The following is a 22,264-nucleotide window of genomic DNA, read 5'->3' on the forward strand; positions in this document are numbered from 1 at the left end:
GACCCGTTTAAATAAGTCCATACCTTGGCCAGAGTTTCTCTCGTGCCGGACCGGTCGATCTCCTCTAGGTGATCATTGAACCGCCCTGGAGCGCCGAGGAGCACGATCGCGCGCTGGACCGGCTCGCCTCCCGGGAGAACTTTCCGGTGGCGGCGCGGGTCCTGCCCGCCCGGCACCGCGCCGCCCTGCGGGCCGTCTACGGCTTCGCGCGGCTCGTCGACGACATCGGCGACGAGGCTCCGCCGGAGCAGCGGCCCAAGCTGCTCGGACTCGTGGACGACGACCTGGACCGCGTGTTCGCCGGGCGGACGCCCGCCCTGCCGCAGTTGCGAAGGCTGGCGGAGACGGTGCACGCGCACCGCATCCCCGAGGAGCCGTTCCGCGACCTCGTGCAGGCGAACCGGCAGGACCAGACCGTCCACCGATACGAGACGTTCGCCGACCTGAAGGAGTACTGCGCGCTGTCCGCCGCGCCGGTGGGACGGATCGTCCTGTGCCTGTTCCGCGCGCACACGCCGCGCCTCGCGGCCGCGTCCGACGACGTCTGCACGGCCCTGCAGATCGTCGAGCACTGCCAGGACGCCGGGCAGGACTACCGGGTCGGCCGGATCTACCTGCCGGGCGAGGACCTGCGGCGGTTCGGCTGCGCCGAGGACGACCTCGCGCGCCCGGTCACGCCGACCCGGTTGCGCGGCGTCCTGGCGCTCCAGGCCGGCCGTGCGCGCGAACTGCTGGACGGGGGCGCCGCGCCGCTGCTGGCCGACCTGACGGGATGGGCGCGCATCGCCGTGGCGGGCTACGTGGCCGGCGGGCGCGCCGCGCTGTCGGCTCTGGAGCGCGGGCGGTACGACGTGCTCGCTCATGCGCTGCGTCCACGGCGGGCCACGCTGCCGGCCGGGTGGGCGCGCGCCCTTGGAAGGAGGGGGCGATGACGGTTTCGGAGACGTGCGAGGGTTCCGAGCGGGTGGTCGAGGCGTACCGGCACTGCGAGCGGGTGGTGCGCGAGGAGGCCCGCAACTTCTCCTACGGGATCCGGCTGATGCCGGCCCCGAAGCGGCGGGCGATGAGCTCGGTCTACGCGTTCGCGCGGGGCATCGACGACATCGGCGACGGCCCGGAGCCGGCGTGCGTCCGGCTCGACCTGCTCGACCGGTCGCGGCAGCGGCTGATGACCGTGCAGGAGGTGCTGCGGCGGCGGGTGGACGTCCGGGCGCTGGAGGGGCATCCGGTGCTGACCGCGCTGGCGGACGCGGCGGGGCGGTTCCCGATCCCCCTGGAGGCGTTCGAGGAGCTCATCGACGGCTGCGAGGACGACGTGCGCGGCGCCGACTACGAGACCTTCGACGACCTGCTGCGCTACTGCCAGCGGGTCGCGGGCTCGGTCGGGCGGCTGTCGCTCGGGGTGTTCGGGTCGGACGGCCGGCAGCGGGCCGAGGGCCTCGCCGACTCGCTCGGCGTCGCGCTGCAGCTCACCAACATCCTGCGCGACCTGCGCGAGGACAGGCTGGCCGGGCGCACCTACATCCCGGCCGAGGACCTGGCGCGGTTCGGGTGCACGCTGAAGCTGGACGAGTCGGGCGCGTTCATCGACCCGCCGTGGCGGCTGAACGAGCTGATCGGCTTCCAGGCCGAGCGGGCGCGGGCCTGGTACGCCGAGGGGCTGCGGCTGCTGCCGCTGCTGGACCGGCGCAGCGCGGCGTGCACGGCGGCGATGGCCGGCATCTACCGGCGGCTGCTGGAGAACATCGCCGCGCGCCCGCAGATCGCGCTGGACGCGCGGGTGTCGCTGCCGACCTGGCAGAAGGCCGTGGTGGCGGCGCGCGCGCTGTCGGGGGTGGAGCGGTGAGCGTCGTCGTCGTCGGCGGGGGGCTCGCGGGCATCAGCGCGGCGATCGCGCTCCAGGAGTCGGGCGTTCCGGTCACTCTGCTGGAGTCCCGGCCGTGGCTGGGCGGCGCCACGCACTCGTTCGGGCGGGGCGAGCTGAGCGTCGACAACGGCCAGCACGTCTTCCTGCGGTGCTGCACGGCCTACCAGGGGCTGCTGCACCGGCTGCGCGCCGACCACCTCGTCGAGGTGCAGGACCGGTTCGACGTCCCCGTCCTGCGGGCGGGCGCGCCGCCGGCGCGGCTGCGCAGGTCGGGCCTGCCGAGCCCGCTGCACCTGCTGCCCGCGCTGGCCGGGTACGCGCCGCTGTCGGCCGCCGACCGGCTGAGGGCCGTGCGCGCCGCGCTGGGGCTGGCGCGCCTCGACCCCGCCGACCCCGTGCTCGACCAGGTCTCCGCCGGGGCGTGGCTGGCGCAGCGCGGGCAGCGGCCGTGGGCGCGGGAGGCGCTGTGGGGCCTGTTCCTCACGTCCGCGCTGAACGCCGAGGTGGACGACGCCGCGCTCGGCCTGTCGGCGATGGTGTGCCGGCGGGCGCTGTTCGGACGTCCCGACGCGGCCGACATCGGGCTGCCGCTCGTCCCGCTGGAGGAGCTGCACGGCGGCCCGGCGCTGCGGCGCATCGCGGAGATGGGCGGGACCGTCAGGCTGAAGGCCAGGGTGGAGGCCGTCACCGCCGACCCGAAGGTGGTCGTGGACGGGATGCCGATCGCCGCCGACGCGGTCGTCATCGCGGTGCCGCACGAGGCGGCGGCGCGGCTGCTGCCCGCCGAGGCGCTGCCGGAGCCGCTGCGCTGGACCGAGCTGGACGCCAGCCCGATCGTGAACGTGCACGTCGTCTACGACCGCAGGGTCATGGACGCGCCGTTCGCCGCCGCGGTCGGCTCGCCCGTCCAGTGGGTGTTCGACCGGACGGCGGTCAGCGGGCTGGGCGGCGGCCAGTACCTCGCGGTGTCCTTGTCGGCCGCCGACCCGTGGATCGACATGCCGACCGCCGAGCTGCGCTCGCGGTTCGTCCCCGAGCTGCGGCGGCTGCTGCCCGCCGCGTGGGGTGCGCAGGTCCGGGAGGTGTTCGTGACGCGGGAGCGGCGCGCGACGTTCCGGCAGCGCCCCGGCAGCGCGGCCGCCCGCCCCGGCGCGGCGACGCGCGCGCCGGGCCTGTTCCTGGCCGGCGCGTGGACCGACACGGGCTGGCCCGACACCATGGAGGGAGCAGTGCGCAGTGGTCTCACCGCCGCCCGCCTGGTCCGCCGCCACCTGGAGAAGGTGAAGGACCGATGACGGCCGTGCCCGTTTCGCTGACCGATGTCCGTGAGCTGGTCGACGGCGCGCTGCGCGCCGCGGTCGGGCGGCTCGACCCGCGCACCTACCGCGTCGCGGCCTACCACCTCGGCTGGACCGACGAGGAGGGCCGCCCGCGCAGGGCCCCCGCGGGCAAGGCGCTGCGCCCGGCGCTGGCGCTGCTGTCCGCACGGGCCGCCCTGGCTCCCGCGGAGAGCGGGCTGCCGGGCGCCGTCGCCGTCGAGCTGGCCCACGCGTTCTCGCTCCTGCACGACGACATCATGGACCGCGACCGGACGCGCAGGCACCGCCCGGCGGCGTGGACGGTGTTCGGCGACGCGTCCGCGATCCTGGCGGGCGACGCCCTCCTCGCCCTTTCGGGAGAGGTCCTGCTGGAGGCGCCGGGCCAGGGCTCGGCGCGGGCGGCCCGCGCGCTGGCGGCCGCCGTCCGCCGCCTCGTCGCCGGGCAGTCCCTCGACATGGACTTCGAGACGCGCAGGCAGATCGGCGTGGACGAGTGCCTCACGATGGCGTCCGGCAAGACCGCCGCGCTGCTCGCGTGCTCGTGCGCGATCGGGGCCGTCCTGGACGGTGCGCCGGAGCGGCTGTGCGAGGCGCTGGAGGCGTTCGGCGAGGACCTCGGCATCGCCTTCCAGCTCGTGGACGACCTGCTCGGCATCTGGGGCGACCCGGCGACCACCGGCAAGCCCGCGCTGTCGGACCTGCGGTCCCGCAAGATGTCGCTGCCGGTCGTCGCGGCGCTGAACTCCGGGACACCGGAGGCCGCGCGGTTGGCCGAGCTGTACGCGCGGCCCCTGCCGGCCGAGGAGGAGGCGGCCGGGGAGGAACTGGCCGAGGCCGCCGAGCTGGTGGAGGCCGCGGGCGGGCGCGCCTGGGCCGAGATGGAGGCCGAGGGCCGCATCCAGCGCGCCGCCGAGCACCTGCTCACCGCGCGGCTGCCGGACCCCGTCCGCGCCGAGTTCCTGCACATCGCCGACTTCGTCACCCGCCGGGACCACTGATGACGACGACAGAGCCCACCACCGGGACGACGCCCGCCACAGCACCGCCGCCCGCCCCGGGACCGACGCCCGCCCCGGGATCGCCGGTCGTCGCGGAACCGCCGGGCCCCGGCGGGGCGGGCCGGATCAGGACGGCCGCCCAGGCGCTGAAGGCCGCCCGCGACCACCTGCTCCTGCTCCAGTCGCCGGAGGGCTGGTGGAAGGGCGAGCTGCAGACCAACGTGACGATGGACGCGGAGGACCTGCTGCTGCGCGAGTTCCTCGGCATCCGCGACGACGCGGACACCACCGAGACCGCGCGCTGGATCAGGTCCCAGCAGGCCGCGGACGGCACCTGGGCGAACTTCCACGACGGCCCGCCGGACCTGTCCACGACCGTCGAGGCCTACGTCGCGCTGCGGCTCGCGGGCGACCCGCCCGACGCGGGCCACATGATCCGCGCCGCCGCCTTCGTCCGCGGCGGCGGCGGCATCCCGGCGACGCGCGTCTTCACGCGGTTCTGGCTGGCGATGTTCGGCCGCTGGTCGTGGGACGACCTGCCGGTGCTGCCACCGGAGATGATGTTCCTGCCGCGCTGGTTCCCGCTGAACGTCTACGACTGGGCGTGCTGGGCGCGGCAGACGATCGTCCCGCTGACGGTGGTGGCCGCGCTGCGGCCCGTCCGGCCGCTCCCGTTCGCGCTGGACGAGCTGTACCCCGGTTACGACGTCCCCCCGGCCCGCCGCCGGGGCCTGTCCGGGTGGGACGCGGCGTTCGGGGCGCTCGACAAGGCCCTGCACGTGTACGAGCGGCACCCGGCGAAGGGGGTGCGCAGGGCCGCGCTGCGCCGCGCCGCCGAGTGGATCATCGCGCGGCAGGAGCGGGACGGGTCCTGGGGCGGGATCCAGCCGCCCTGGGTGTACTCGCTCCTCGCGCTGCACCTGCTCGGCCACGGCCTCGACCACCCGATCGTCCGGCGGGGCCTGGACGGGCTGGAGCGGTTCACGATCCGCGACGACCGGGGGCGGCGCCTGGAGGCGTGCCAGTCCCCCGTCTGGGACACCGCGCTCGCGGTGAACGCCCTGGCCGACGCGGGCCTGCCCGCCGGGCACCCCGCCCTGGAGCGGGCCGCCGAGTGGCTGATCGGCGAGGAGGTGCGGGGCCCCGGCGACTGGTCGGTGCGGCGCCCCGACCTGCCCCCCGGCGGCTGGGCGTTCGAGTTCGACAACGACTGCTACCCCGACACCGACGACACCGCCGAGGTGGTCCTCGCGCTCGGCCGCGCCCGGCTCCCGCAGGCCGAGCCGGCGATCGAGCGGGGGGTGCGCTGGATGGCGGGGATGGCCTCCCGGGACGGCGGGTTCGGCGCGTTCGACGCCGACAACACCCGCGCCCTGTGCCGCAGGCTGCCGTTCTGCGACTTCGGCGAGGTCATCGACCCGCCGTCCGCCGACGTCACCGCGCACGTGGTGGAGGCGATGTCCCACCGCGGCATGGCCGACTCGCTGGTGGTCAAGCGGGCCGTCGTGTGGCTGCTGAAGGCGCAGGAGCCGGACGGGTCCTGGTTCGGCCGCTGGGGCGCCAACCACGTGTACGGGACGGGCAGCGTCGTGCCCGCCCTCATCGCGGCGGGCGTCCGGCCGGGCAAGCCCGCGATCCGCGACGCGGTCGGCTGGCTGGAGCGCCACCAGCGCGACGACGGAGGCTGGGGCGAGGACCTGCGCTCCTACCGGGACCGGACGTGGATCGGGCACGGCGCCTCCACGCCGTCGCAGACCGCGTGGGCGCTGCTCGCCCTGCTGGCCGCCGGCGAGCGCGGACCGGCCGTCGAGCGCGGAATCCGCTGGCTCGTCGAGCACCAGCGCCCGGACGGCACATGGGACGAGGACCACTTCACGGGGACCGGCTTCCCTGGCGACTTCTACATCAACTACCACCTCTACCGGCTCGTGTTCCCGCTCTCGGCGCTCGGCCGGTACCTGAAGGAGATCTCTTAAATGGCGATGCCACTGCGCCAGAGCCTGCGCGTCGGGGGCTACGTCCTGCGCAACAAACTGGCGGGGCGGACGAAATACCCCCTGATCATGGAGCTGGAGCCGCTGTTCGCGTGCAACCTGGCGTGCGCGGGCTGCGGGAAGATCCAGCATCCGGCGGACGTGCTCAAGCAGCGGATGCCGGTCGAGCAGGCGGTCGCGGCGGTCCGCGAGTGCGGCGCCCCCATGGTGTCGATCGCGGGCGGCGAGCCGCTGATGCACCCGCGGATCGGCGAGCTGGTCGCCGAGCTGGTGCGCATGAAGCGGTACGTGTTCCTGTGCACGAACGCCGCACTGATCCCGAAGAAGATCGACCTGTTCCGGCCGTCCCGCTACTTCGCCTGGGCGGTGCACGTCGACGGGCTGCGCGAGCGGCACGACGCGTCCGTCTGCAAGGAGGGCGTGTTCGACGAGGCGGTGGCCGCGATCAGGATGTGCCAGGAGCGTGGGTTCCGGGTCACGACGAACACGACCGTGTTCAACACCGACACCCCGCAGACCGTCATCGACGTCCTCGACTACCTCAACGACGAGCTCCGCGTCGACCAGATGATGATCTCGCCCGCGTACGCCTACGAGAAGGCGCCCGACCAGGACCACTTCCTCGGCGTGCAGGAGACCCGCGGCCTGTTCCGCAAGACGTTCGCGGACGGGCGCCGCGAGCGGTGGCGGTTCAACCACTCGCCGCTGTTCCTGGACTTCCTGGAGGGGAAGGTCGACTTCCCGTGCACGGCGTGGGCCATCCCGTCGTACTCGCTGAAGGGCTGGCAGCGGCCCTGCTACCTGATGGACGACGGCTACACCGCGACCTACCAGGAGCTCCTCGACACCACCGACTGGGGCGCCTACGGGCGGGGACGCGACGAGCGCTGCGCGAACTGCATGGCGCACTGCGGCTACGAGCCCACCGCCGTGTTCGCGACCATGGGCTCGCTCAAGGAGTCGCTGCGCGCCATGCGGAGCATCTGACCACGGAGCATCCGACCACGGAGCGTCCGACCACGGAGCGTCTGATCACTCCGGCTCTTTCCGCAGTTCCTCGAAGACGTCGTGGACGGCGTCCATCAGCGCGTCGGCGTCGTCCGCCAGACCGGGATCGGCGGAGAGGCCGAAGCACAGGTCGCGGTGGACGCCGAGCCCGGCGATCGCCAGGGGCGTGCCGGGGGCGAGCGGGACGATCGGGTAGACGGCGGTGAGCGGGGCGCCGCACAGCCGCAGAAGCCTGTCCGGCCCCGGAAGGCTGGACACAGTGCCCTGCAGGAACCGTCCGCTGTAGGACATGCGCGCGAAACGGGCGTGCAGCGGGGGCGGCATCAGCCGTCCCGCCTGCCACATCACGAACCACGCCGCCTGCGCCCGCGTCCCGGACCGCAGCACCCGGCTGCGCCTGGCGATCAGCGCGAGCCGGTCGGTCTCGGCCATCTTCCCGATCGGCAGGTCCACCATCACGGCGGTGGTGTGGTTGCCCACCATCGCGCTGCCCGGCGGCCGCATCATCAGCGGGACCGCGACGCGGCACGTGCCGGGCCGGCCGTCCTCCTCGCTGACGCTCCGGTTCAGGGCGCCCGCGACCGCGCACAGCACGACGTCGGTGACGCGGGTGCCGTGGCGGCGGGCCACGTCCCGCACGGTGCCGAGCGGAAGGATCATGGTGCCGAACCGGCGCTCGCGCGTCCCGGCGGCGGGCAGCGGCTCCGGCCTGCCGACGGCGGCGGCGAGCTGGCCGAGCCCGACCACGGTCGCGAGCGCCTTGCGCAGCGGCGCCCGGGGAGGCCCGGCGACCGGCTCGGGCGGCGGCTCCATCAGGTAGACGGCCTGCGCCACGATGCCGACGCCGTCGGCGACCACGTGGTGCATCAGGTAGACGACCGCCGTACGGCCGGGCTCGGCGCCCTTCAGCACGACCATCCGCCAGGGCGGGCGGTCCAGCGGCAGGGTCTCGGACTGGAGCCGGGCCACCTCGGCGCGCAGCCCGGCCATGCCGCCGACCCGCTTCTCGGCGACGTGCCACTCCCAGTCGACCCGGTCCTGGTCGCGCCAGACGGGGCGGCGCCAGCGGCCCCTGCGGACGAGCCGCTGCCGGAAGCGGGGCAGCCCGTCGAGGCGCTCCTCGATCACCCGGACGAGGTCGGCGCGTCCGACGTCCGTCTGCGAGGTGTCGAGCATGATGACGCCGCCGGCCTGCTGCGGCGCCTCGGGCGTCTCCACCGCGAGGAAGAACGCGTCCGGCCCCTGGACGCGCCGCGCGGGCGGCCGCGCGAGGCGCTCGGCGAGGTAGACCGGCACGACGACGAACGGGACGGCGGCCAGGGCGTCCAGCAGGTAGTGGTTCGCGGTCGCCAGGATGACGTAGAGCGTGACCAGGATGTGCACGGTGTTCAGCCCCTGCACCCAGCGCTTGGCCTTCACGCGCGCGAGCTCCACGCCGACCCACAGCGTCCAGGCCATGTGCAGGGACGGGACGGCGGCGAACTCGTCGGCGTGCTTCACCAGCGGCGACCCCCACGACCCCCAGGTGCGGCCGTTGGTGACGGTGTCGACGAAGCCGTGGCCGGGCGGCATCAGTCTGGGCGGCATGACGGGGTACAGCGCGAAGCACGCCAGGCCGGCGAGGTTGAGCATGACGAACGCGTTGCGGGCCGTGCGGTACCGCTCGGGGTGGCGCAGGAACAGCCAGACCAGGAGGGCGAGGGCGCTGGCGACGTAGGTGACGGCGTACTCGTAGTTGGCCAGGACCCGCAGGACCGGCTGGTCAGCCAGCCAGCCGTTGAGGGCGGGTTCCACGTCGATGTGCAGGGCCCGCTCCAGCGCGTACAGCGACTCCCCGTGCCCGCGGGCCGCCGCCGCCCTCGCCTGCTCGGGCAGCATCGCCACCAGCGAGTAGAGCGCGAACAGCGCCAGGCCGAGCACGAGCTCGTTCCTGGCGCGGAGCCTCGTGCCCGTGACGCCCGGGGTGAAGACCGCGTCCTGCGCGGCGACCGCTTCCTGTGTGCCCATCGTCCCCCTCGCCCACGGTGGTACCCACAGACGCACGTAATCAGACGGCGTTGGCCGCATTCGGAGGCGATGCCCGGTTTGTCGCCACAACCGGCCGCCCCATGGATCCGGAATCAGGGGAACCATCTGGCCGATCCGTACGTCTTCGATATATCGTTGTCGTATCGCGAGAGGTCAGAGAGAGCTCTCAGAAGGTGGTGTAGAACATGGGGCACATGCACGGCCGCGGCCCGTGGGGCCGCGGCGACTTCCCGAACTTCGGCGCCCTGTTCGGCGGCGGACCGGGCCCCTTCGGCCCGCCCGGCGGGTTCGGCCACGGGCCCGGCCCGCGCCCGCCGTGGGCGAGGGGGCGCGGCGGTCCGTGGGGCCGGGGCGCCAAGGCCCGCAAGGGCAATGTCCGGGCGGCGATCCTCGTCCTGCTGGCCGAGGAGCCGCGCAACGGCTACCAGATCATCCAGGAGATCAACGAGCGCAGCGACGGGGCCTGGAAGCCGAGCCCCGGCGCGGTCTACCCGGCACTGCAGCAGCTCGCGGACGAGGGGCTGATCGCGGGCGACGAGTCCGGAGGCCGCCGCACCTTCCATCTCACCGACGAGGGCCGCGCCCACGTGGAGGAGAACGCCGAGCGGCTGGCCGAGCCTTGGGCGGAGATGACGCCCGAGTTCGGCGAGGGCGTCCCGGAGCTGTTCAAGCAGGCCGCGCAGACGGGCGCCGCGGTGATGCAGATCGTCCATTCCGGCTCGCCCGAGCAGGTCGGCCAGGCGAAGGACGTCCTGTCGGAGGCCCGCCGCAGCCTGTACCGCATCCTGGCCGACGACCTGGACGACGCCGGGCCGACGGCCGACGACACCGAGGAGTGACCATGGCACCGCGGGACGAGATCCGCATCGGCGACGCCGAACGCGACGCCGTCATGGTCGCCCTGCACGACCACTTCGCCGAGGGCCGGCTGGACCGCCCCGAGCTCGACGAGCGGCTGGAGGCCGTGCTCGCCGCCAAGACGCGCGGTGACCTGCGCCCCCTCGTCCGGGACCTGCCGTCCCCGACCGGACTGCCCGAACCCGCGGAGGAAGCCCCGTGGCGGTCCCCGCCCGGGTCGGCGTGGGAGCCGGGGATGGCGGTCATGTTCGGCGGGCCCGGGCACCCCGCCTGGGACCGCCGCCACCGGCACATGGCCCGTCGCCACCGGCACATGGCCCACCGCCACCGGCACGGGCCGGTCTTCCCGGTCTTCCCCCTGCTGTTCGCGGCGTTCCTGGTGCTCGCCTTCACGGCAGGGCCCGGCACGGGGCTCCTCGTCGTCCTGCAGATCGCGCTGGCCGTCTGGGTCGTGCGCGCGGTCCTGCTGGCGTTCGGGATCCGCCGGGCCCGGCGCCACGCCCCCGGCTCCTGACCGGGGACGCCTCAGGCGGCCGCCAGGACGCAGCGGTCGGGGACGGCGTCGCGGAGGGCCTGCAGGCCGCGCGCGATCACGGGGTGGCCTCGGCCGCCGCGCCGTACGCAGGTCAGCACGCGCCGCTTCGGGACGCCGTCCCCGCCGAGCGGCACCCGCACGACCGTCTGGTCGGCCGGCCCGCCGGCCAGCCGCGGCACGAGGGACACCCCGAGGCCGTTGGCGACGAGGGCCCAGATCACCGACCAGGTGGTGGCGTTGTGCGCGATCCGCGGCGTGAACCCGGCGGCGGCGCAGTAGGCCATGACCTGCTGGTGGTGGGCGCAGACCTCGGGCTGAACGCTGATCCACGGCTCCCCCGCGGCGTCGTCCAGCCGGACGCGGTCGCGCAGCGCCAGCGGATGCCCGGCCGGGACGATGAGATCGAGCGCCTCCTCCAGCAGCGGCTCGCGGTCGAAGCGCGGGTCGCCCGGCGGCGGAGCGGCGGGCGTCGGCTCGATCACCGCGATGTCGGTCTCGCCCGCCGCGAGCAGCCCGACGGCCTCGTCGGTGTCGCACTCCCGGACCTCGATCGCGAGGTCCGGATCCTGCCGCAGCAGGGCGCCGGCGGCGGGCGCGACGAGCCCCGAGACCGCCGTGGTGAACCCGCACATGCGCAGCGGCCCCGCCGCCCCGACGCGGTGCGACTCCAGATCGGCCAGGGCCTCCTCCCATCGGGCGAGGAGGCCGTCGGCGTGCCCGATCAGCAGGTGCGCCGCCGGGGTCAGCCGCACCTTGCGGCCCTGCGGCTCCAGCAGCGGCACCTTCAACTCCCGCGCCAGCTCGCGCAGGTGGTGGGAGACCGCCGACGGCGTCAGGTGCATCGCCTCCGCCGCGGACGTGACGGTCCCGTACTGGTGGACGAGCCTCAGCATGTGGAGCCGGCGCAGGTCGATCATGCATACATTTTGCACGATCCCCTGCGGAAATCTGAAATGGACGAGAACGTTCCGCCGGTCGCAGACTGCTGTCATGAGCGAACCGACCACTCTCGTGTCCCGGCACCTCACCAGCGACGGCGTCGTCACCTGGACGCGCTGCGCCTGCGGGCGGCTGCGGATGGACCTCGTCCCCGCCGGCGGAGGACGGGGCCTCGCCGCCGGCCCGTGCCCGCACCGCGCGGTCAGTCCCCGGGGAGCGTGAGCTCGTAGTGCAGCGTCCGGTAGCCCTTCAGCTTGTGGGCCAGCGGCACCGCGAACCCCTGCAGGAACGGGTGCTTGCGGGCGAGCAGCCTGCGGATCGGCCGCGCCTCCTCCTCGGTGAGGAGGCGGGCGCGGCCGTGTGCCCCGGGCCCCCGTACCTCGCCCCGGAAGGTGCTCGGCGCGATCTCCACCTCCGGGTTGCGCTCCAGCCGCCTGGCCTTGAACGCCTTGTCGTAGGTGCGGAAGTAGGCGCGGTCGCCGCGGACGACGATGTTCACCGGCGTCCCGACCGGCGTCCCGTCCTTGCGGTAGCTCGTCAGCAGGACGGTGCGCTGCTTCCTCAGCTTCTCAAGCGTCGATGTGGTGTCCATGCCCGGGAGACGTGACGCCCGCGCCCGGATGTGACATGACCGCGCCCCGGCGTCAGGTGGTGCGCAGTGCCGCCGCCTCGGAGGCGAGCTTTGCGACGCGGTCCCAGTCGCCGTCACGGAGGGCGTCCGCGGGGGTGAGCCAGGAGCCGCCGACGCAGCCGACATTGCCGAGCGCGAGGTACTCGGCGGCGTTGCGCAGGCCGATCCCGCCCGTCGGGCAGAACCGGATCTGCGGCAGCGGCCCGCCCAGCGCCTTGAGGTAGGCGGCGCCGCCCGCCGCCTCGGCCGGGAAGAACTTCATCGCCGTGATCCCGCTCTCCAGCAGGGCGATGGCCTCCGAAGCGGTCGCGACGCCCGGCAGGAACGGCAGCCCGGTCGCGACCATCGCCGCCTGGAGGCGGGCCGTGCAACCGGGGCTGACCAGGAACTTCGCCCCGGCGGCGGCCGAGCGCTCGGCGTCCTCGGGGCGCACGACGGTCCCCGCGCCCACCACGGCGTCCGGGACCTCGGCGGCGATCCGGGCGATCGCCGCCGGCGCGGACGGGGTGCGCAGCGTCACCTCGATCACCGGGAGGCCGCCCTCCACCAGGGCGCGGGCCAGCGGGACGGCGGCCTCGACGTCGTCCAGCACCACCACGGGGATGACGGGCGCGAGGTCGAACAGGTCTTCGGCGATCATGCGGGCTCCAGGTCGGGCAGGCTCTGCGCGAGCCGGGCGGCGGCGCCGACGAGGGCCGGGCCGGGATGGACGATGAGGGCGGTCGGGATGGCGCGCATGTAGTCCTCGACGGGAGGCTTCCCTTCGAAACGGGCACGGAACGCGCTGCCCTGCAGCACGTCCGCGATCCGCGGCAGGATCCCGCCGCCGAGATAGACGCCGCCCCGCGCGCCGAGGGTGAGGGCGACGTTGCCCGCGAGCGACCCGAGCAGCGCGCAGAACATCTCCACGGCCTCGCGGCACAGCGGGTCGTCGCGGTCCTCGCTGATCTGCCGCGGGGTCAGGTTCAGCGCGGGCCGGCCGTCGATCGCGGCGAGGTACCGGCGGATGCGGGCCAGGCCCGCACCCGACAGCAGGTACTCCGCGGTGGACGCGCCCTTCTCCGCGCGCAGGAGCCGCGCCACCAGGAGCTCGCGGTCGGTGGCGGCCGGGACGTCGACCTGGCCGCCCTCGCCGGGCAGCGGCACGTAGCCCGACGGCGTCCGGACGAGCCCGGCGACGCCGAGGCCCGTGCCGGGCCCGACCACCGCGAGGGGCGCGCCGGGGTCCGGGCGCCCTCGCCCGATGGAGACGAGGTCGTCGTCACCGAGGCGGGGCAGGGCCAGGGCGAGCGCCTCGAAGTCGTTGATGACGTCCAGATGCGCCAGGCCGAGATGGGCGCGCACGACCTCCGGGTCGCCCTTGGGCCAGCCCGCGTTGGTCAAATGGAACGTGCCATTCGTGACGGGGCCCGCCACGGCCAGGCACGCCGCCACCGGGCGCACGCCGACCGTGTCGAGATAGGCGGCCGCGGCCTCCGCGAGGCCCGGATGGTCGCGGGTCGGCAGCGCCCTGACCTCGGAGAGGACACCGTCCGGGCCCTCGACCAGCGCGAACCGGGCGTTGGTCCCGCCCACGTCCGCGACCAGCCACGTTCCGCTCGGTGCCTGCTGTGGGGGCGCTCCGCTCACGAAAAGACCCCCGCGCCCCGTTCCGCCGGGCCCACGGCATGCCGGAACGCCTGGAACAGCTCCCGCCCCGTGCCGTAGGTCTGGTCGGGCGGCCCCGCGGCGGGCTCGCGGGCTGCGAACTCCTCGGCGGAGACGAGGACCTCCAGCACCCCGGCGTCCGCGTCGAGCCGGACGACGTCGCCGTCGCGGACGCGGGCGAGCGGCCCGCCCGCCGCGGCCTCCGGCGACACGTGGATCGCGGCCGGCACCGCACCGGAGGCGCCCGACATGCGGCCGTCGGTCACCAGCGCGACGCGGTGCCCCCGGTCCTGGAGCACCGACAGCGGCGGGGTGAGCCGGTGCAGCTCCGGCATGCCGTTCGCGCGCGGCCCCTGGTTGCGGACGACCGCCACCACGTCCCGGTCCAGCTCCCCGGCGGCGAACGCCTCCTGGAGCGCCTCCTGCGAGTCGAACACGCGGGCGGGGGCCTCGATGATCCGGTGCTCCGGCCTGACCGCCGACACCTTGACGACCGCCCGTCCGAGGTTGCCGCGCACGGTGTGCAGACCGCCGTGCGTGTCGAACGGCTCGGCGGCCGGGCGCAGGACCTCGGTGTCGCCGGACTGACCGGGCGCCACCCGCCACTCGACCTTGCCGCCGACGACCTCCGGGACCTTCCGGTAGGCCGCGAGGGTGTCGCCGCCGACCGTCCGCGCGTCCTCGTGCAGGAGCCCCGCGTCGATCAGCTCGCCGATGAGGAACGCGGTGCCGCCCGCCGCGTGGAAGTGGTTCACATCGGCGGTCCCGTTCGGGTAGAGACGGGTGAGCAGCGGCGTGACCTTGGACAGCTCGTCGAAGTCGTCCCAGGTCAGCTCGATGCCCGCCGCGGCCGCCATGGCCACCAGGTGCAGCGTGTGGTTGGTCGAGCCGCCCGTCGCGAGCAGCGCGACGACACCGTTGACGAACGCGCGCTCGTCGAGCAGCTCCCCGATCGGGGTGTAGCCGTCGCCCAGGTCCGTGATCTTGAGGATGCGCCTGCCCGCCGCCTCGGTGAGGCCGTCGCGCAGTTTGGTGCCCGGCGGGACGAAGCTCGCACCCGGCAGGTGCAGCCCCATGACCTCCATGAGCAGCTGGTTGGAGTTGGCCGTCCCGTAGAAGGTGCAGGTGCCGGGCGAGTGGTAGGACGCGGCCTCGGCGGCGAGCAGCTGCTCGCGCCCGATCTCGCCCGCCGCGAACCGCTTGCGGACCTTGGCCTTCTCGCCGTTCGGCAGCCCCGACGCCATCGGCCCGGCGGGGACCAGGATCGCGGGCAGGTGCCCGAACGACAGCGCCCCGATCACCAGCCCCGGCACGATCTTGTCGCACACGCCGAGCAGCAGAGCGCCGTCGAACATGTCGTGCGACAGCGCCACGGCCGTCGCCATCGCCACCACGTCCCGGCTGAACAGGGACAGCTCCATGCCGGCCCGGCCCTGGGTGATGCCGTCGCACATGGCGGGGACGCCCCCGGCGAACTGCGCCGTGCCGCCTCCCGCGCGGATCGCGGACTTCAGGATCTCGGGGTAGTCCTGGAGCGGCTGGTGCGCGGACAGCATGTCGTTGTACGCCGACACGATCGCGATGTTCGGCGTGACGTCGCCGCGCAGCCACAGCTTGTCCTGGACGCCGCAGGCCGCGAAGCCGTGCGCGAGGTTCGCGCACCCCATCCCGCCGCGGACCGGGCCCTGTGACCGGGCCTCACGGATCCGGTCCAGGTACGCGCCGCGGGATCCGGCGCTCCGCTCGACGACGCGCCGGGTCACTGCCGCCAGCACGGGATGCACAGCCATCAGATGCTCCAAGACCAGGGGGTTCGCAGGATCACCAAACTAGCGAGACATCGGTCATCTGTTCAACCGTACTTATGAACTTTGGATGACAAAAGTAAGGATGTTCTTCGAACTGGACGCACCAAAGCCCCGAGTGCTTGACTGGCCGGATGCCCCGCCCCGTCACCCGTCCGGCCACCGGCGGCGACATGCTGCGCCTCATCCGCGAGGGCGGCGTGGCCACCCGTGCCGAGCTGGGCCGCATCACCGGGCTGTCCCGGCCCGCCGTCGCCTCCCGCATCGCGGCCCTGATCTCGCGCGGCCTGGTGGTCGAGCGCGCCGACGGGCCCTCCACGGGCGGGCGTCCCCCGGCCCGGCTGGAGTTCAACGCGGCGGGCGGCGCCGTCCTGCTCGCCAACCTCGGCCAGTCCCGCGGCCAGCTCGCCGTCTGCGACCTCGCCGGCACGACCCTGGCCCGCGCCGACGGGCCCCCGGCGGAAGTCAGCCCGGACACGACTCTCCCGCGCCTGTTCGAGCGGTGGGAGTCCCTCCTCGCCGCGTCCGGCACCGACCCGTCGAGCGTCCGCGGCGTCGGCCTCGGCGTCCCCGACGCCGTCGAGCACGTGGCCGGGAGCTGGGACGCCATGGAGATCGGCGCCCCCATCTCCGAGCGCTTCGGCGTCCCGGCCTACCTCGACAACGAGGTCAACGCCGCCGCCCTCGGCGAGCACCAGGCCCACCCCGGCGTCGGAGACCTCCTGTTCGTCAAGGTCTCGACCGGGATCGGCGCCGGCATCATCGCGGGCGGCCGCATCCAGCGCGGCGCCCTCGGCGCGGCCGGGGAGATCGGCCACATCCCCGTGCCCGTCCCCGGCGAGGCCCCCTGCCGCTGCGGCAACGTGAACTGCGTCGAGGCCGTGGCCGGCGGCACCGCCCTGCTGGCCCGCTCCCCCGCCGAAGACCTGCCCGCCCTGGCGGCGCTCGCCCGCTCCGGCGACCCCGCGACCGTCGCCCTGCTCCGCGACGCCGGCCGCCGCATCGGCGAGGTCGTCGCCACCGCCGTCAACCTCCTCAACCCCGCGGTCGTCGTCCTGGGCGGCGACCTGGCGGGCGCGAACCAGCCCCTGATCGCGGGCGTGCGCGAGATCGTCTACCAGCGCGCCACGGCGCTGGCGACCCGCGACCTGCGCATCGAACCGAGCCGCCTGGGCGAGAGCGCGGGCCTGACCGGCTGCGCCGCCATGGTCCTGGACCGCATCCTGTCCCCCGACGCCGTCGACGCCGCGGCCCGCGCCTGAGAAGCGAAGGCCGCGCGGGAAGCGCGCCCGCGCTTTCGTGCGCGACGCGGCTTTAGCACACCCGGGCGGCGGGTCGCCACCGGGCGACGTGGCAGCCATCGGTCATGACGCGCACGAAACCGCGCCGCAACTCAATGGGCAAATCGATCATCGATTCCGGTGACGATAAACTCGACATATCCCCCCATTATGCAATGGCCATCGATGATCGAAGTCACTCTCTGCATACGCTCCGGAACTCCCATCCCCCGCCAGGTAAGACTTTTATACCGCCCCGAAGAGGTCGGACGAATGAGACTGACTGGCGTTTCCGGAGGATTCGTGGTTACCGTGTCCTTGCTCAACGAAAGCAACATCCGATCGTTCTTTGACTTTTGACCCCAAAAGACAAAACGATCAATAACCTAGGGCCGGGCGACCCGGGTGGTCGAGCGGAAAAGGAGAGGGCGAGCGGGGATGGCGGACTTCCATTTCAGTGTCCTGTCCGGGGCGGTGGCCGCGGACAGCGGGGACACCCGTCTGCTCGACGTCCTCGACCGGGCGCTCGACGCGGCGGACGGCCCGCTTCACTGGAAGGCGCTGCGCAGCGGGATGTGGACCCACGTCCGCCTGGAGAACGGCGAGTGTCCCCAGCAGGGCTGGAAGCTGCACGTCTCCGCGACGCCGGCCTCGGCCCAGGACGTGCTGGCCCGCTCGCTGCCCGTGCTGCTGGCGGGCCGTTCCATGTTCAAGTTCGCCGCCACCCGCGACCACGTCGCGGCCATGAACGCGCGCAACACCTCGCGCGGCCATTCCGGGAAGTTCATCACCGTCTACCCGGTCGACGACGACGAGGCCGTCCGCCTCGCGGCCGAACTGCACGTGGCGACCGCCGGCCTCCCCGGGCCGCGCATTCTGTCCGACCGCCCCTACGGGCCGGGCAGCCTCGTTCATTACCGCTATGGAGCGTTCGTCGAGGTGCGCCGGATCACCAACGACGGATTCTACGCGTGGGTAATTCTCGACCCTGACGGCAAACCCGTGGAAGACCGCCGCGGCGCAAAGTACACCCCGCCCTCATGGGCCGTCTGCCCTTTCCCCCAAGACGTCCCGCCTGCGGAAGGCCAGAACGGCACGGAGGGGGCCGACGGGTCCGGAGGCGCCCAAAAGAGCTTCGGCCAGAATGGTGCCGAGAACCGAAAAGGGATCCGGATCGGGTCGCGGTTCGCCGTGCACGAGGCGATCCGCCACACCAACAAGGGCGGCGTGTACCGGGCGACGGACACCGAGACCGGCGAGGCGATCGTCATCAAGGAGGGCCGCCCGCACGTGGACGTCGACGCGAAGGGGCGGGACACCCGCGACCGGCTGCGGACCGAGGCCCGCGTGCTGGAGGCGGTCGAGACCCTGGGCATCGCCCCGCGCCCGGTGGCGCTCTTCGCCCAGGCCGGCCACCTCTTCCTGGCACAGGAGATGATCCCGGGCACCTCGCTGCGGCAGTGGATCGCGGACGTGGTCGGCGACGCGGGGTGGGGCCCGCACGTGACCCCCGTCCTGGAGATGGGCGGGCGCCTGGCCGACCTGCTGGCGAAGGCGCACGACGCCGGGCTCATCGTGCGCGACTTCAACCCGAGCAACATCATGGTGCGCCCGGACGGCACCCCGGTGATGATCGACCTGGAACTGGCCCTCACCCCCGACGACACCGAGGCGGAGGGGATGCGGGTGGGCACCCCCGGCTACAGCGCGCCGGAGCAGATGGCCGGCGCCGCGCCGGACCGGACGGCGGACCATTTCGCCCTCGGCGCGACCCTCTGCCACGTCCTCACCGGCGGGCCCCCCTACTTCCTGGACGAGAGCCCCGCGGCCAGGCCCCTGAGCGAGCGCCTGGCGGAATGGCTGGCCGCCCGCACCCTGGACCTCGACCTGCCCGGCTCGCTGGCCTCGCTGCTGCTCGGCCTGATGGCCGACGAGCCCGGCCATCGCTGGACGCCGCACCGGGCGCGGGAGGCGCTGGCACGGATGGGCCCGGACCGGGCGGCCGAGAGCCGCGGAGCGCGGGACGTTCCAGCGGAGAGCCACGAGAACCCTCCGCAGTCCGGTCCCGCCCCCTCGCTGGAGAGGCAGTGCCGGCTGTCCATCACCGGGATCGTCGACCAGCTGATCACCACCATGAACCCGGAGTCGGCCGAGACGCTCTGGCCCGCCTCGTGCGTCTACGGCGCTCCCGACCCCTGCAGCCTCCAGCACGGCGCCGCGGGGACCCTGGGCGCCCTGACCCGATGGTTCGAGGTCGGCGCCGACCCGCGCCTCGCCGAGACGATCGCCGACGCGGGCCACTGGATCCTGCGGCGGCTGGAAAAGGACGGCGACCGTCCTCCCGGGCTGTACTTCGGCACGGCGGGCGCCGCGTGGGCGGTGCTGGACGCCGGCCTGGCCCTGGACGACGGCGGCCTGGTCGAGGGCGCGCTCGCCGTCGCCGACCGCCTTCCGGAGTCGGTCCCCAGCCCGGACGTGACGCACGGGACGGCGGGCCTCGGGCTCACGGCCCTGCACCTGTGGTCCCGCACCGGTCAGGCGCGGTTCGCCGAGCGCGCCCTCGCCGCCGCCGACGCCCTCGCCGAGACCGTCGAGGAACGGGAGGGCGGGCTCGACTGGAGCACGCCCGCCGAGATCGAGTCCAAGCTCGCCGGCGCGCGCTACTACGGGTTCGCGCACGGCGTCTCGGGCGTCGGCTGCTTCCTGCTCGCCTGCGCCGAGTCGGTCGGCGGCGACGCCCACCGGACGCTCGCCGCCGGCGTCGGGGAGACGCTGCTCGACACCATGATCGACACTGGGCGGTCGGCGATGTGGGCGGCGAGCTCGGGAGACATCGCCACCGCGCCGTTCTGGTGCCACGGCTCGGCCGGCATCGGCGGCTTCCTCGGCCGCCTCGGCCAGGCCACCGGCGACGGGCGCTTCCAGCGCGCCGCCGAGATGTCCGTCCGCGCCGTCATGGACAACCGCTGGCGCGCGATCCTGGGCCAGTGCCACGGCCTGGCCGGCAACGGCGACTTCCTGCTCGACATGGCCGCGCTCACCGGCACCGAGCGGCACCGTGACGACGCGTGGCGGCTGGCCCAGATCATCCTGGCCAACCGGGCGCACCGCGGCGGGCGGGTGGTGTTCCCCGACGAGCAGGGCGGTGTCTCGCCCTCCTGGGGCGACGGCCTGGGTGGCGTCCTCGGTTTCCTGGTGCGCCTCCAGCACGGGACGTCGCGGCTGTGGATGGCCGACGAGGCCGCCGAGTTCGCGGCGAGTGGCGCCGCCGCCGCCGAACCGTCGATCGCCGGGCGGGCGTCATGACAGAGCCCCTGCCGGATCTTCCGCCCATGCCGAGCCGCTTCGGCTTCGCCTTCTCCGCCGACGGCCGCTGGGCCACCTGCCTGCGGTCCGCGCAGGACAGCGTCGTCCTGGAGCGCTGGGACCTGACCTGGCCGCGCCCGACCCTGCGGACGCTCGACGACGCAGGCCTCCCGGACGGGGACGAGACGGGTGACCGGATCGTCGACCGCCGCAGCGGGGCGCTGCCGCTGAACGACGGCCGCGTCCTGGTCGTGCGGCCCGCGGTCGACGACCGCGGGGAGCCCGCGGGCCACGGGACCCTCGTCGCCGCCGAGGCGACCCCCACCGGGCTGAGGATCACCCGGTCGTGGGCGGTGCCGCGGATGCTCGCCGGGTTCCTGCTGGCCGCTCCGGGACAGGCGCAGACCGCGGTCCTCGTGGTCGTCGAGAACGAACGGCACTCGCGGATCTGGCGGGTCACGCCCCCGTCCCCCGTCCTGGAGCCGGTGCTGCGGATCCCCGGCGTGCTGTCGGGGGGCGTCTGGGCCGACGAGGGCCGCACCCTCGCCCTCGACCATGACGGCGCCGGGCACCGGACCGAGGGAATCCTGGTCGACCTGCGCGAACGCGCTTGGCGGCCCTTCTGGTCGGTCTCCGACACCACCAGCGACCGGATCGCGGCCTACAGCCCGCGCTCGGGCGCCCTCGCGGTGACCACCACCACGCCGGGCGCGCAGCAGAGGGGCGCGCCGCAGATCGGGCTTCGCCTCCCCGGCGGCGGTACCGTCCGGTTCCCCGAGATCCTCAACCGCTCGGCCGCGTACCGGACCCCGCTGACCTTCGACGCCGCGGGCGAGCACCTGCTCGTCCGGGAGATCGCCGGCGCCACCGCCCGCCTGGCCGTGTACGCCACCGAGAACGACCGGATCACGCCGGTCCCCGGCCCGGCGGGCATGCTCTGGGCGCCCGCCCACTGGGCCGGCGACGGACGGATCCACGTCCGATTCTCGGCCCCGCACCAGCCGCCGACCCTCGCCACGGTACGGCGCCCCGCGCGCACCGGCTGGGACATGGCCGCGCATCCCTGCGACGGCGCGGCGAACTGGCGGCACGCCGAACTCGTCGAACTCTCCGGCCCGGCGGGACCCATCGAGGCGATCGTCTACGGCGGCCCCGGCTGGCGCGGCCGGCCCCGGCTGGTGCTGGCCCTGCACGGCGGCCCGCTGGCGGCGTGGCACTACGAGTTCGAGCCGCTCTTCCAGTACCTGGCCGCCGCGGGCGTCTCCGTCGTGGCCCCCAACTACCGGGGCAGCACCGGTTACGGCGACGAGCACCTGCGGCCCGTCCTCGGCGACTGGGGCGGCCCCGACCTGGACGACGTCGTCCACCTCGGGAACGCGATCGCCCACGGCCGCGACACCGCGCTGCCGCGCCCCGTCGTGCTCGGCGCCAGCTACGGCGGGTTCCTGGCGCTGCTCGCGGCCTGCCGCACCCCCGACCTGTGGTCGGGATGCGTCGCGCTCGCGCCCTTCACCTCGGCGTCCGGCCTCCACCGCACCGCCACCGGGATCGTCAGGGACCGCATCTCGCGGCTCGGCCTCTCTGACGTCCGCGACGAGCAGAGCGCCCGGCGCGACGTCCTGCGGGCGTGCGAGGCGCTGGCGGCGCCGCTGCTGGTGGCGCACGGCGTCCGGGACGACGTCATCCCGGTGGAGCAGTCCAGGGCGCTGCGCCGGCGCCTCCTCGAACTCGGCAGGACCGAAGGAGTCGACTTCGACTACCTGGAGACCGCCGACGACCACAACGGGGTCGTCCAGGCATGGTCCCCGGTCCTCCGCCAAGCGGTGGTCCGCTTCTGCCTCACGGCAGGACGGACCTTGGCCCTCGACAAGGAAAGGAGGTGAATTGCATGAACACGTTTGACGGTGACCTCGTGGCCGCTCTGCAGGAGCTGCCCGAGACCGACCCCGTGGAGATCGACGGCATCCAGCTCGGCGGTACCTGCAACTGCGTCGGTCTGCTCACGCTGCTGAACACCGTGTGCATCGGCATCTCCTGCGCCTGATGCCG

Annotated in this window: 19 protein-coding genes; 13 read left to right on the plus strand and 6 right to left on the minus strand. The window is 74.2% G+C overall.

What is annotated here, in order from left to right; genetic code table 11:
* The first annotated feature begins 68 nt into the window (after positions 1-68).
* Genes hpnC through hpnH form a run of 6 tightly spaced genes read left to right on the plus strand, consistent with a single transcriptional unit; the run spans position 69 to position 7,165 of the window.
* Positions 69-932, plus strand: coding sequence for a squalene synthase HpnC (gene hpnC / locus BJ999_RS29425; RefSeq protein WP_179836271.1), 864 nt, complete (start codon positions 69-71; stop codon positions 930-932).
* The gene (locus BJ999_RS29430) at positions 929-1,846 is read left to right on the plus strand and encodes a phytoene/squalene synthase family protein (RefSeq protein WP_179836272.1); all 918 of its coding nucleotides are present in this window, start codon (positions 929-931) and stop codon (positions 1,844-1,846) included. Before hpnC ends, BJ999_RS29430 begins: the two co-directional genes overlap by 4 nt.
* Positions 1,843-3,162, plus strand: a complete 1,320-nt coding sequence (gene hpnE / locus BJ999_RS29435; protein ID WP_179836273.1) for a hydroxysqualene dehydroxylase HpnE — start codon at positions 1,843-1,845, stop codon at positions 3,160-3,162. Before BJ999_RS29430 ends, hpnE begins: the two co-directional genes overlap by 4 nt.
* Positions 3,159-4,184 (plus strand): polyprenyl synthetase family protein, encoded by a 1,026-nt coding sequence (locus BJ999_RS29440; RefSeq protein WP_179836274.1) that lies wholly within the window; start codon positions 3,159-3,161, stop codon positions 4,182-4,184. The genes hpnE and BJ999_RS29440 overlap by 4 nt, the downstream gene beginning before the upstream one ends.
* Positions 4,184-6,160 carry a squalene--hopene cyclase gene (gene shc, locus BJ999_RS29445; protein ID WP_179836275.1) on the plus strand — a complete coding sequence of 659 codons (1,977 nt, stop codon included), beginning with the start codon at positions 4,184-4,186 and terminating at the stop codon, positions 6,158-6,160. Before BJ999_RS29440 ends, shc begins: the two co-directional genes overlap by 1 nt.
* On the plus strand, positions 6,161-7,165 hold the full coding sequence (hpnH, locus tag BJ999_RS29450; RefSeq protein WP_179836276.1) for an adenosyl-hopene transferase HpnH: 1,005 nt from the start codon (positions 6,161-6,163) through the stop codon (positions 7,163-7,165).
* Positions 7,166-7,210: 45 nt separating this feature from the next.
* Here the strand turns inward: hpnH and BJ999_RS29455 are convergent, their stop codons facing one another.
* Positions 7,211-9,193 (minus strand): bifunctional phosphatase PAP2/O-acyltransferase family protein, encoded by a 1,983-nt coding sequence (locus tag BJ999_RS29455; protein WP_179836277.1) that lies wholly within the window; start codon positions 9,191-9,193, stop codon positions 7,211-7,213.
* Positions 9,194-9,399: 206 nt separating this feature from the next.
* Here BJ999_RS29455 and BJ999_RS29460 point away from each other — a divergent pair, with 206 nt between their 5' ends.
* Positions 9,400-10,053 (plus strand): PadR family transcriptional regulator, encoded by a 654-nt coding sequence (locus BJ999_RS29460; RefSeq protein WP_179836278.1) that lies wholly within the window; start codon positions 9,400-9,402, stop codon positions 10,051-10,053.
* A gap of 2 nt (positions 10,054-10,055) precedes the next feature.
* On the plus strand, positions 10,056-10,586 hold the full coding sequence (locus BJ999_RS29465) for a DUF1707 SHOCT-like domain-containing protein (protein WP_179836279.1): 531 nt from the start codon (positions 10,056-10,058) through the stop codon (positions 10,584-10,586).
* Between the two features lie 11 nt (positions 10,587-10,597).
* On the opposite strand, the gene BJ999_RS29470 is transcribed toward BJ999_RS29465, so the two are convergent.
* A complete protein-coding gene (locus BJ999_RS29470; RefSeq protein ID WP_218935289.1) occupies positions 10,598-11,524 on the minus strand; it encodes a LysR family transcriptional regulator in 927 nt (308 codons plus the stop codon).
* A 73-nt stretch (positions 11,525-11,597) separates the two neighbouring features.
* Between BJ999_RS29470 and BJ999_RS29475 the strand changes: the two genes are divergently transcribed.
* On the plus strand, positions 11,598-11,768 hold the full coding sequence (locus tag BJ999_RS29475; protein WP_179836280.1) for a hypothetical protein: 171 nt from the start codon (positions 11,598-11,600) through the stop codon (positions 11,766-11,768).
* Here the strand turns inward: BJ999_RS29475 and BJ999_RS29480 are convergent.
* Genes BJ999_RS29480 through edd form a run of 4 tightly spaced genes read right to left on the minus strand, consistent with a single transcriptional unit; the run spans position 11,749 to position 15,614 of the window.
* Positions 11,749-12,138 (minus strand): PPOX class F420-dependent oxidoreductase, encoded by a 390-nt coding sequence (locus tag BJ999_RS29480; RefSeq protein ID WP_179836281.1) that lies wholly within the window; start codon positions 12,136-12,138, stop codon positions 11,749-11,751. The genes BJ999_RS29475 and BJ999_RS29480 overlap by 20 nt on opposite strands.
* 52 nt (positions 12,139-12,190) lie before the next feature.
* Positions 12,191-12,817, minus strand: coding sequence for a bifunctional 4-hydroxy-2-oxoglutarate aldolase/2-dehydro-3-deoxy-phosphogluconate aldolase (eda, locus tag BJ999_RS29485; protein WP_179836282.1), 627 nt, complete (start codon positions 12,815-12,817; stop codon positions 12,191-12,193).
* Positions 12,814-13,806 (minus strand): glucokinase, encoded by a 993-nt coding sequence (gene glk / locus BJ999_RS29490; protein WP_179836283.1) that lies wholly within the window; start codon positions 13,804-13,806, stop codon positions 12,814-12,816. Before glk ends, eda begins: the two co-directional genes overlap by 4 nt.
* Positions 13,803-15,614 carry a phosphogluconate dehydratase gene (gene edd, locus BJ999_RS29495; RefSeq protein WP_179836284.1) on the minus strand — a complete coding sequence of 604 codons (1,812 nt, stop codon included), beginning with the start codon at positions 15,612-15,614 and terminating at the stop codon, positions 13,803-13,805. Before edd ends, glk begins: the two co-directional genes overlap by 4 nt.
* Positions 15,615-15,763: 149 nt before the next feature.
* Between edd and BJ999_RS29500 the strand changes: the two genes are divergently transcribed.
* From BJ999_RS29500 to BJ999_RS29515, 4 genes are all read left to right on the plus strand, one after another.
* Positions 15,764-16,891 carry an ROK family transcriptional regulator gene (locus BJ999_RS29500; protein ID WP_179836285.1) on the plus strand — a complete coding sequence of 376 codons (1,128 nt, stop codon included), beginning with the start codon at positions 15,764-15,766 and terminating at the stop codon, positions 16,889-16,891.
* A 456-nt stretch (positions 16,892-17,347) separates the two neighbouring features.
* Positions 17,348-20,215 (plus strand): class IV lanthionine synthetase LanL, encoded by a 2,868-nt coding sequence (lanL, locus tag BJ999_RS29505; protein ID WP_218935290.1) that lies wholly within the window; start codon positions 17,348-17,350, stop codon positions 20,213-20,215.
* 26 nt (positions 20,216-20,241) lie between these two features.
* Positions 20,242-22,098: an alpha/beta hydrolase family protein gene (locus tag BJ999_RS29510; RefSeq protein WP_179836286.1), complete on the plus strand. Its 1,857-nt coding sequence runs from the start codon at positions 20,242-20,244 to the stop codon at positions 22,096-22,098.
* 5 nt (positions 22,099-22,103) lie between these two features.
* Complete coding sequence (locus BJ999_RS29515) at positions 22,104-22,259, plus strand: VenA family class IV lanthipeptide (RefSeq protein WP_179278939.1); 156 nt, start codon at positions 22,104-22,106, stop codon at positions 22,257-22,259.
* The last annotated feature ends 5 nt before the right edge of the window (positions 22,260-22,264 follow it).

The sequence above is a fragment of the Actinomadura citrea genome (assembly GCF_013409045.1).
GTDB classification, from domain to species: domain Bacteria; phylum Actinomycetota; class Actinomycetes; order Streptosporangiales; family Streptosporangiaceae; genus Spirillospora; species Spirillospora citrea.

Excerpts from the sequence above, each read along its gene's own strand:
- BJ999_RS29430 (WP_179836272.1), top strand. The coding sequence starts at position 929 with ATGACGGTTTCGGAGACGTGCGAGGGTTCCGAGCGGGTGGTCGAGGCG.
- BJ999_RS29440 (WP_179836274.1), top strand. The coding sequence starts at position 3,159 with ATGACGGCCGTGCCCGTTTCGCTGACCGATGTCCGTGAGCTGGTCGAC.
- BJ999_RS29510 (WP_179836286.1), top strand. The coding sequence starts at position 20,242 with ATGCCGAGCCGCTTCGGCTTCGCCTTCTCCGCCGACGGCCGCTGGGCC.
- shc (WP_179836275.1), top strand. The coding sequence starts at position 4,184 with ATGACGACGACAGAGCCCACCACCGGGACGACGCCCGCCACAGCACCG.
- edd (WP_179836284.1), bottom strand. The coding sequence starts at position 15,614 with ATGGCTGTGCATCCCGTGCTGGCGGCAGTGACCCGGCGCGTCGTCGAG.
- BJ999_RS29515 (WP_179278939.1), top strand. The coding sequence starts at position 22,104 with ATGAACACGTTTGACGGTGACCTCGTGGCCGCTCTGCAGGAGCTGCCC.
- BJ999_RS29465 (WP_179836279.1), top strand. The coding sequence starts at position 10,056 with ATGGCACCGCGGGACGAGATCCGCATCGGCGACGCCGAACGCGACGCC.
- eda (WP_179836282.1), bottom strand. The coding sequence starts at position 12,817 with ATGATCGCCGAAGACCTGTTCGACCTCGCGCCCGTCATCCCCGTGGTG.
- BJ999_RS29475 (WP_179836280.1), top strand. The coding sequence starts at position 11,598 with ATGAGCGAACCGACCACTCTCGTGTCCCGGCACCTCACCAGCGACGGC.
- BJ999_RS29470 (WP_218935289.1), bottom strand. The coding sequence starts at position 11,524 with ATGATCGACCTGCGCCGGCTCCACATGCTGAGGCTCGTCCACCAGTAC.
- BJ999_RS29460 (WP_179836278.1), top strand. The coding sequence starts at position 9,400 with ATGGGGCACATGCACGGCCGCGGCCCGTGGGGCCGCGGCGACTTCCCG.
- lanL (WP_218935290.1), top strand. The coding sequence starts at position 17,348 with ATGGCGGACTTCCATTTCAGTGTCCTGTCCGGGGCGGTGGCCGCGGAC.
- BJ999_RS29500 (WP_179836285.1), top strand. The coding sequence starts at position 15,764 with ATGCCCCGCCCCGTCACCCGTCCGGCCACCGGCGGCGACATGCTGCGC.
- hpnH (WP_179836276.1), top strand. The coding sequence starts at position 6,161 with ATGGCGATGCCACTGCGCCAGAGCCTGCGCGTCGGGGGCTACGTCCTG.
- BJ999_RS29455 (WP_179836277.1), bottom strand. The coding sequence starts at position 9,193 with ATGGGCACACAGGAAGCGGTCGCCGCGCAGGACGCGGTCTTCACCCCG.
- BJ999_RS29480 (WP_179836281.1), bottom strand. The coding sequence starts at position 12,138 with ATGGACACCACATCGACGCTTGAGAAGCTGAGGAAGCAGCGCACCGTC.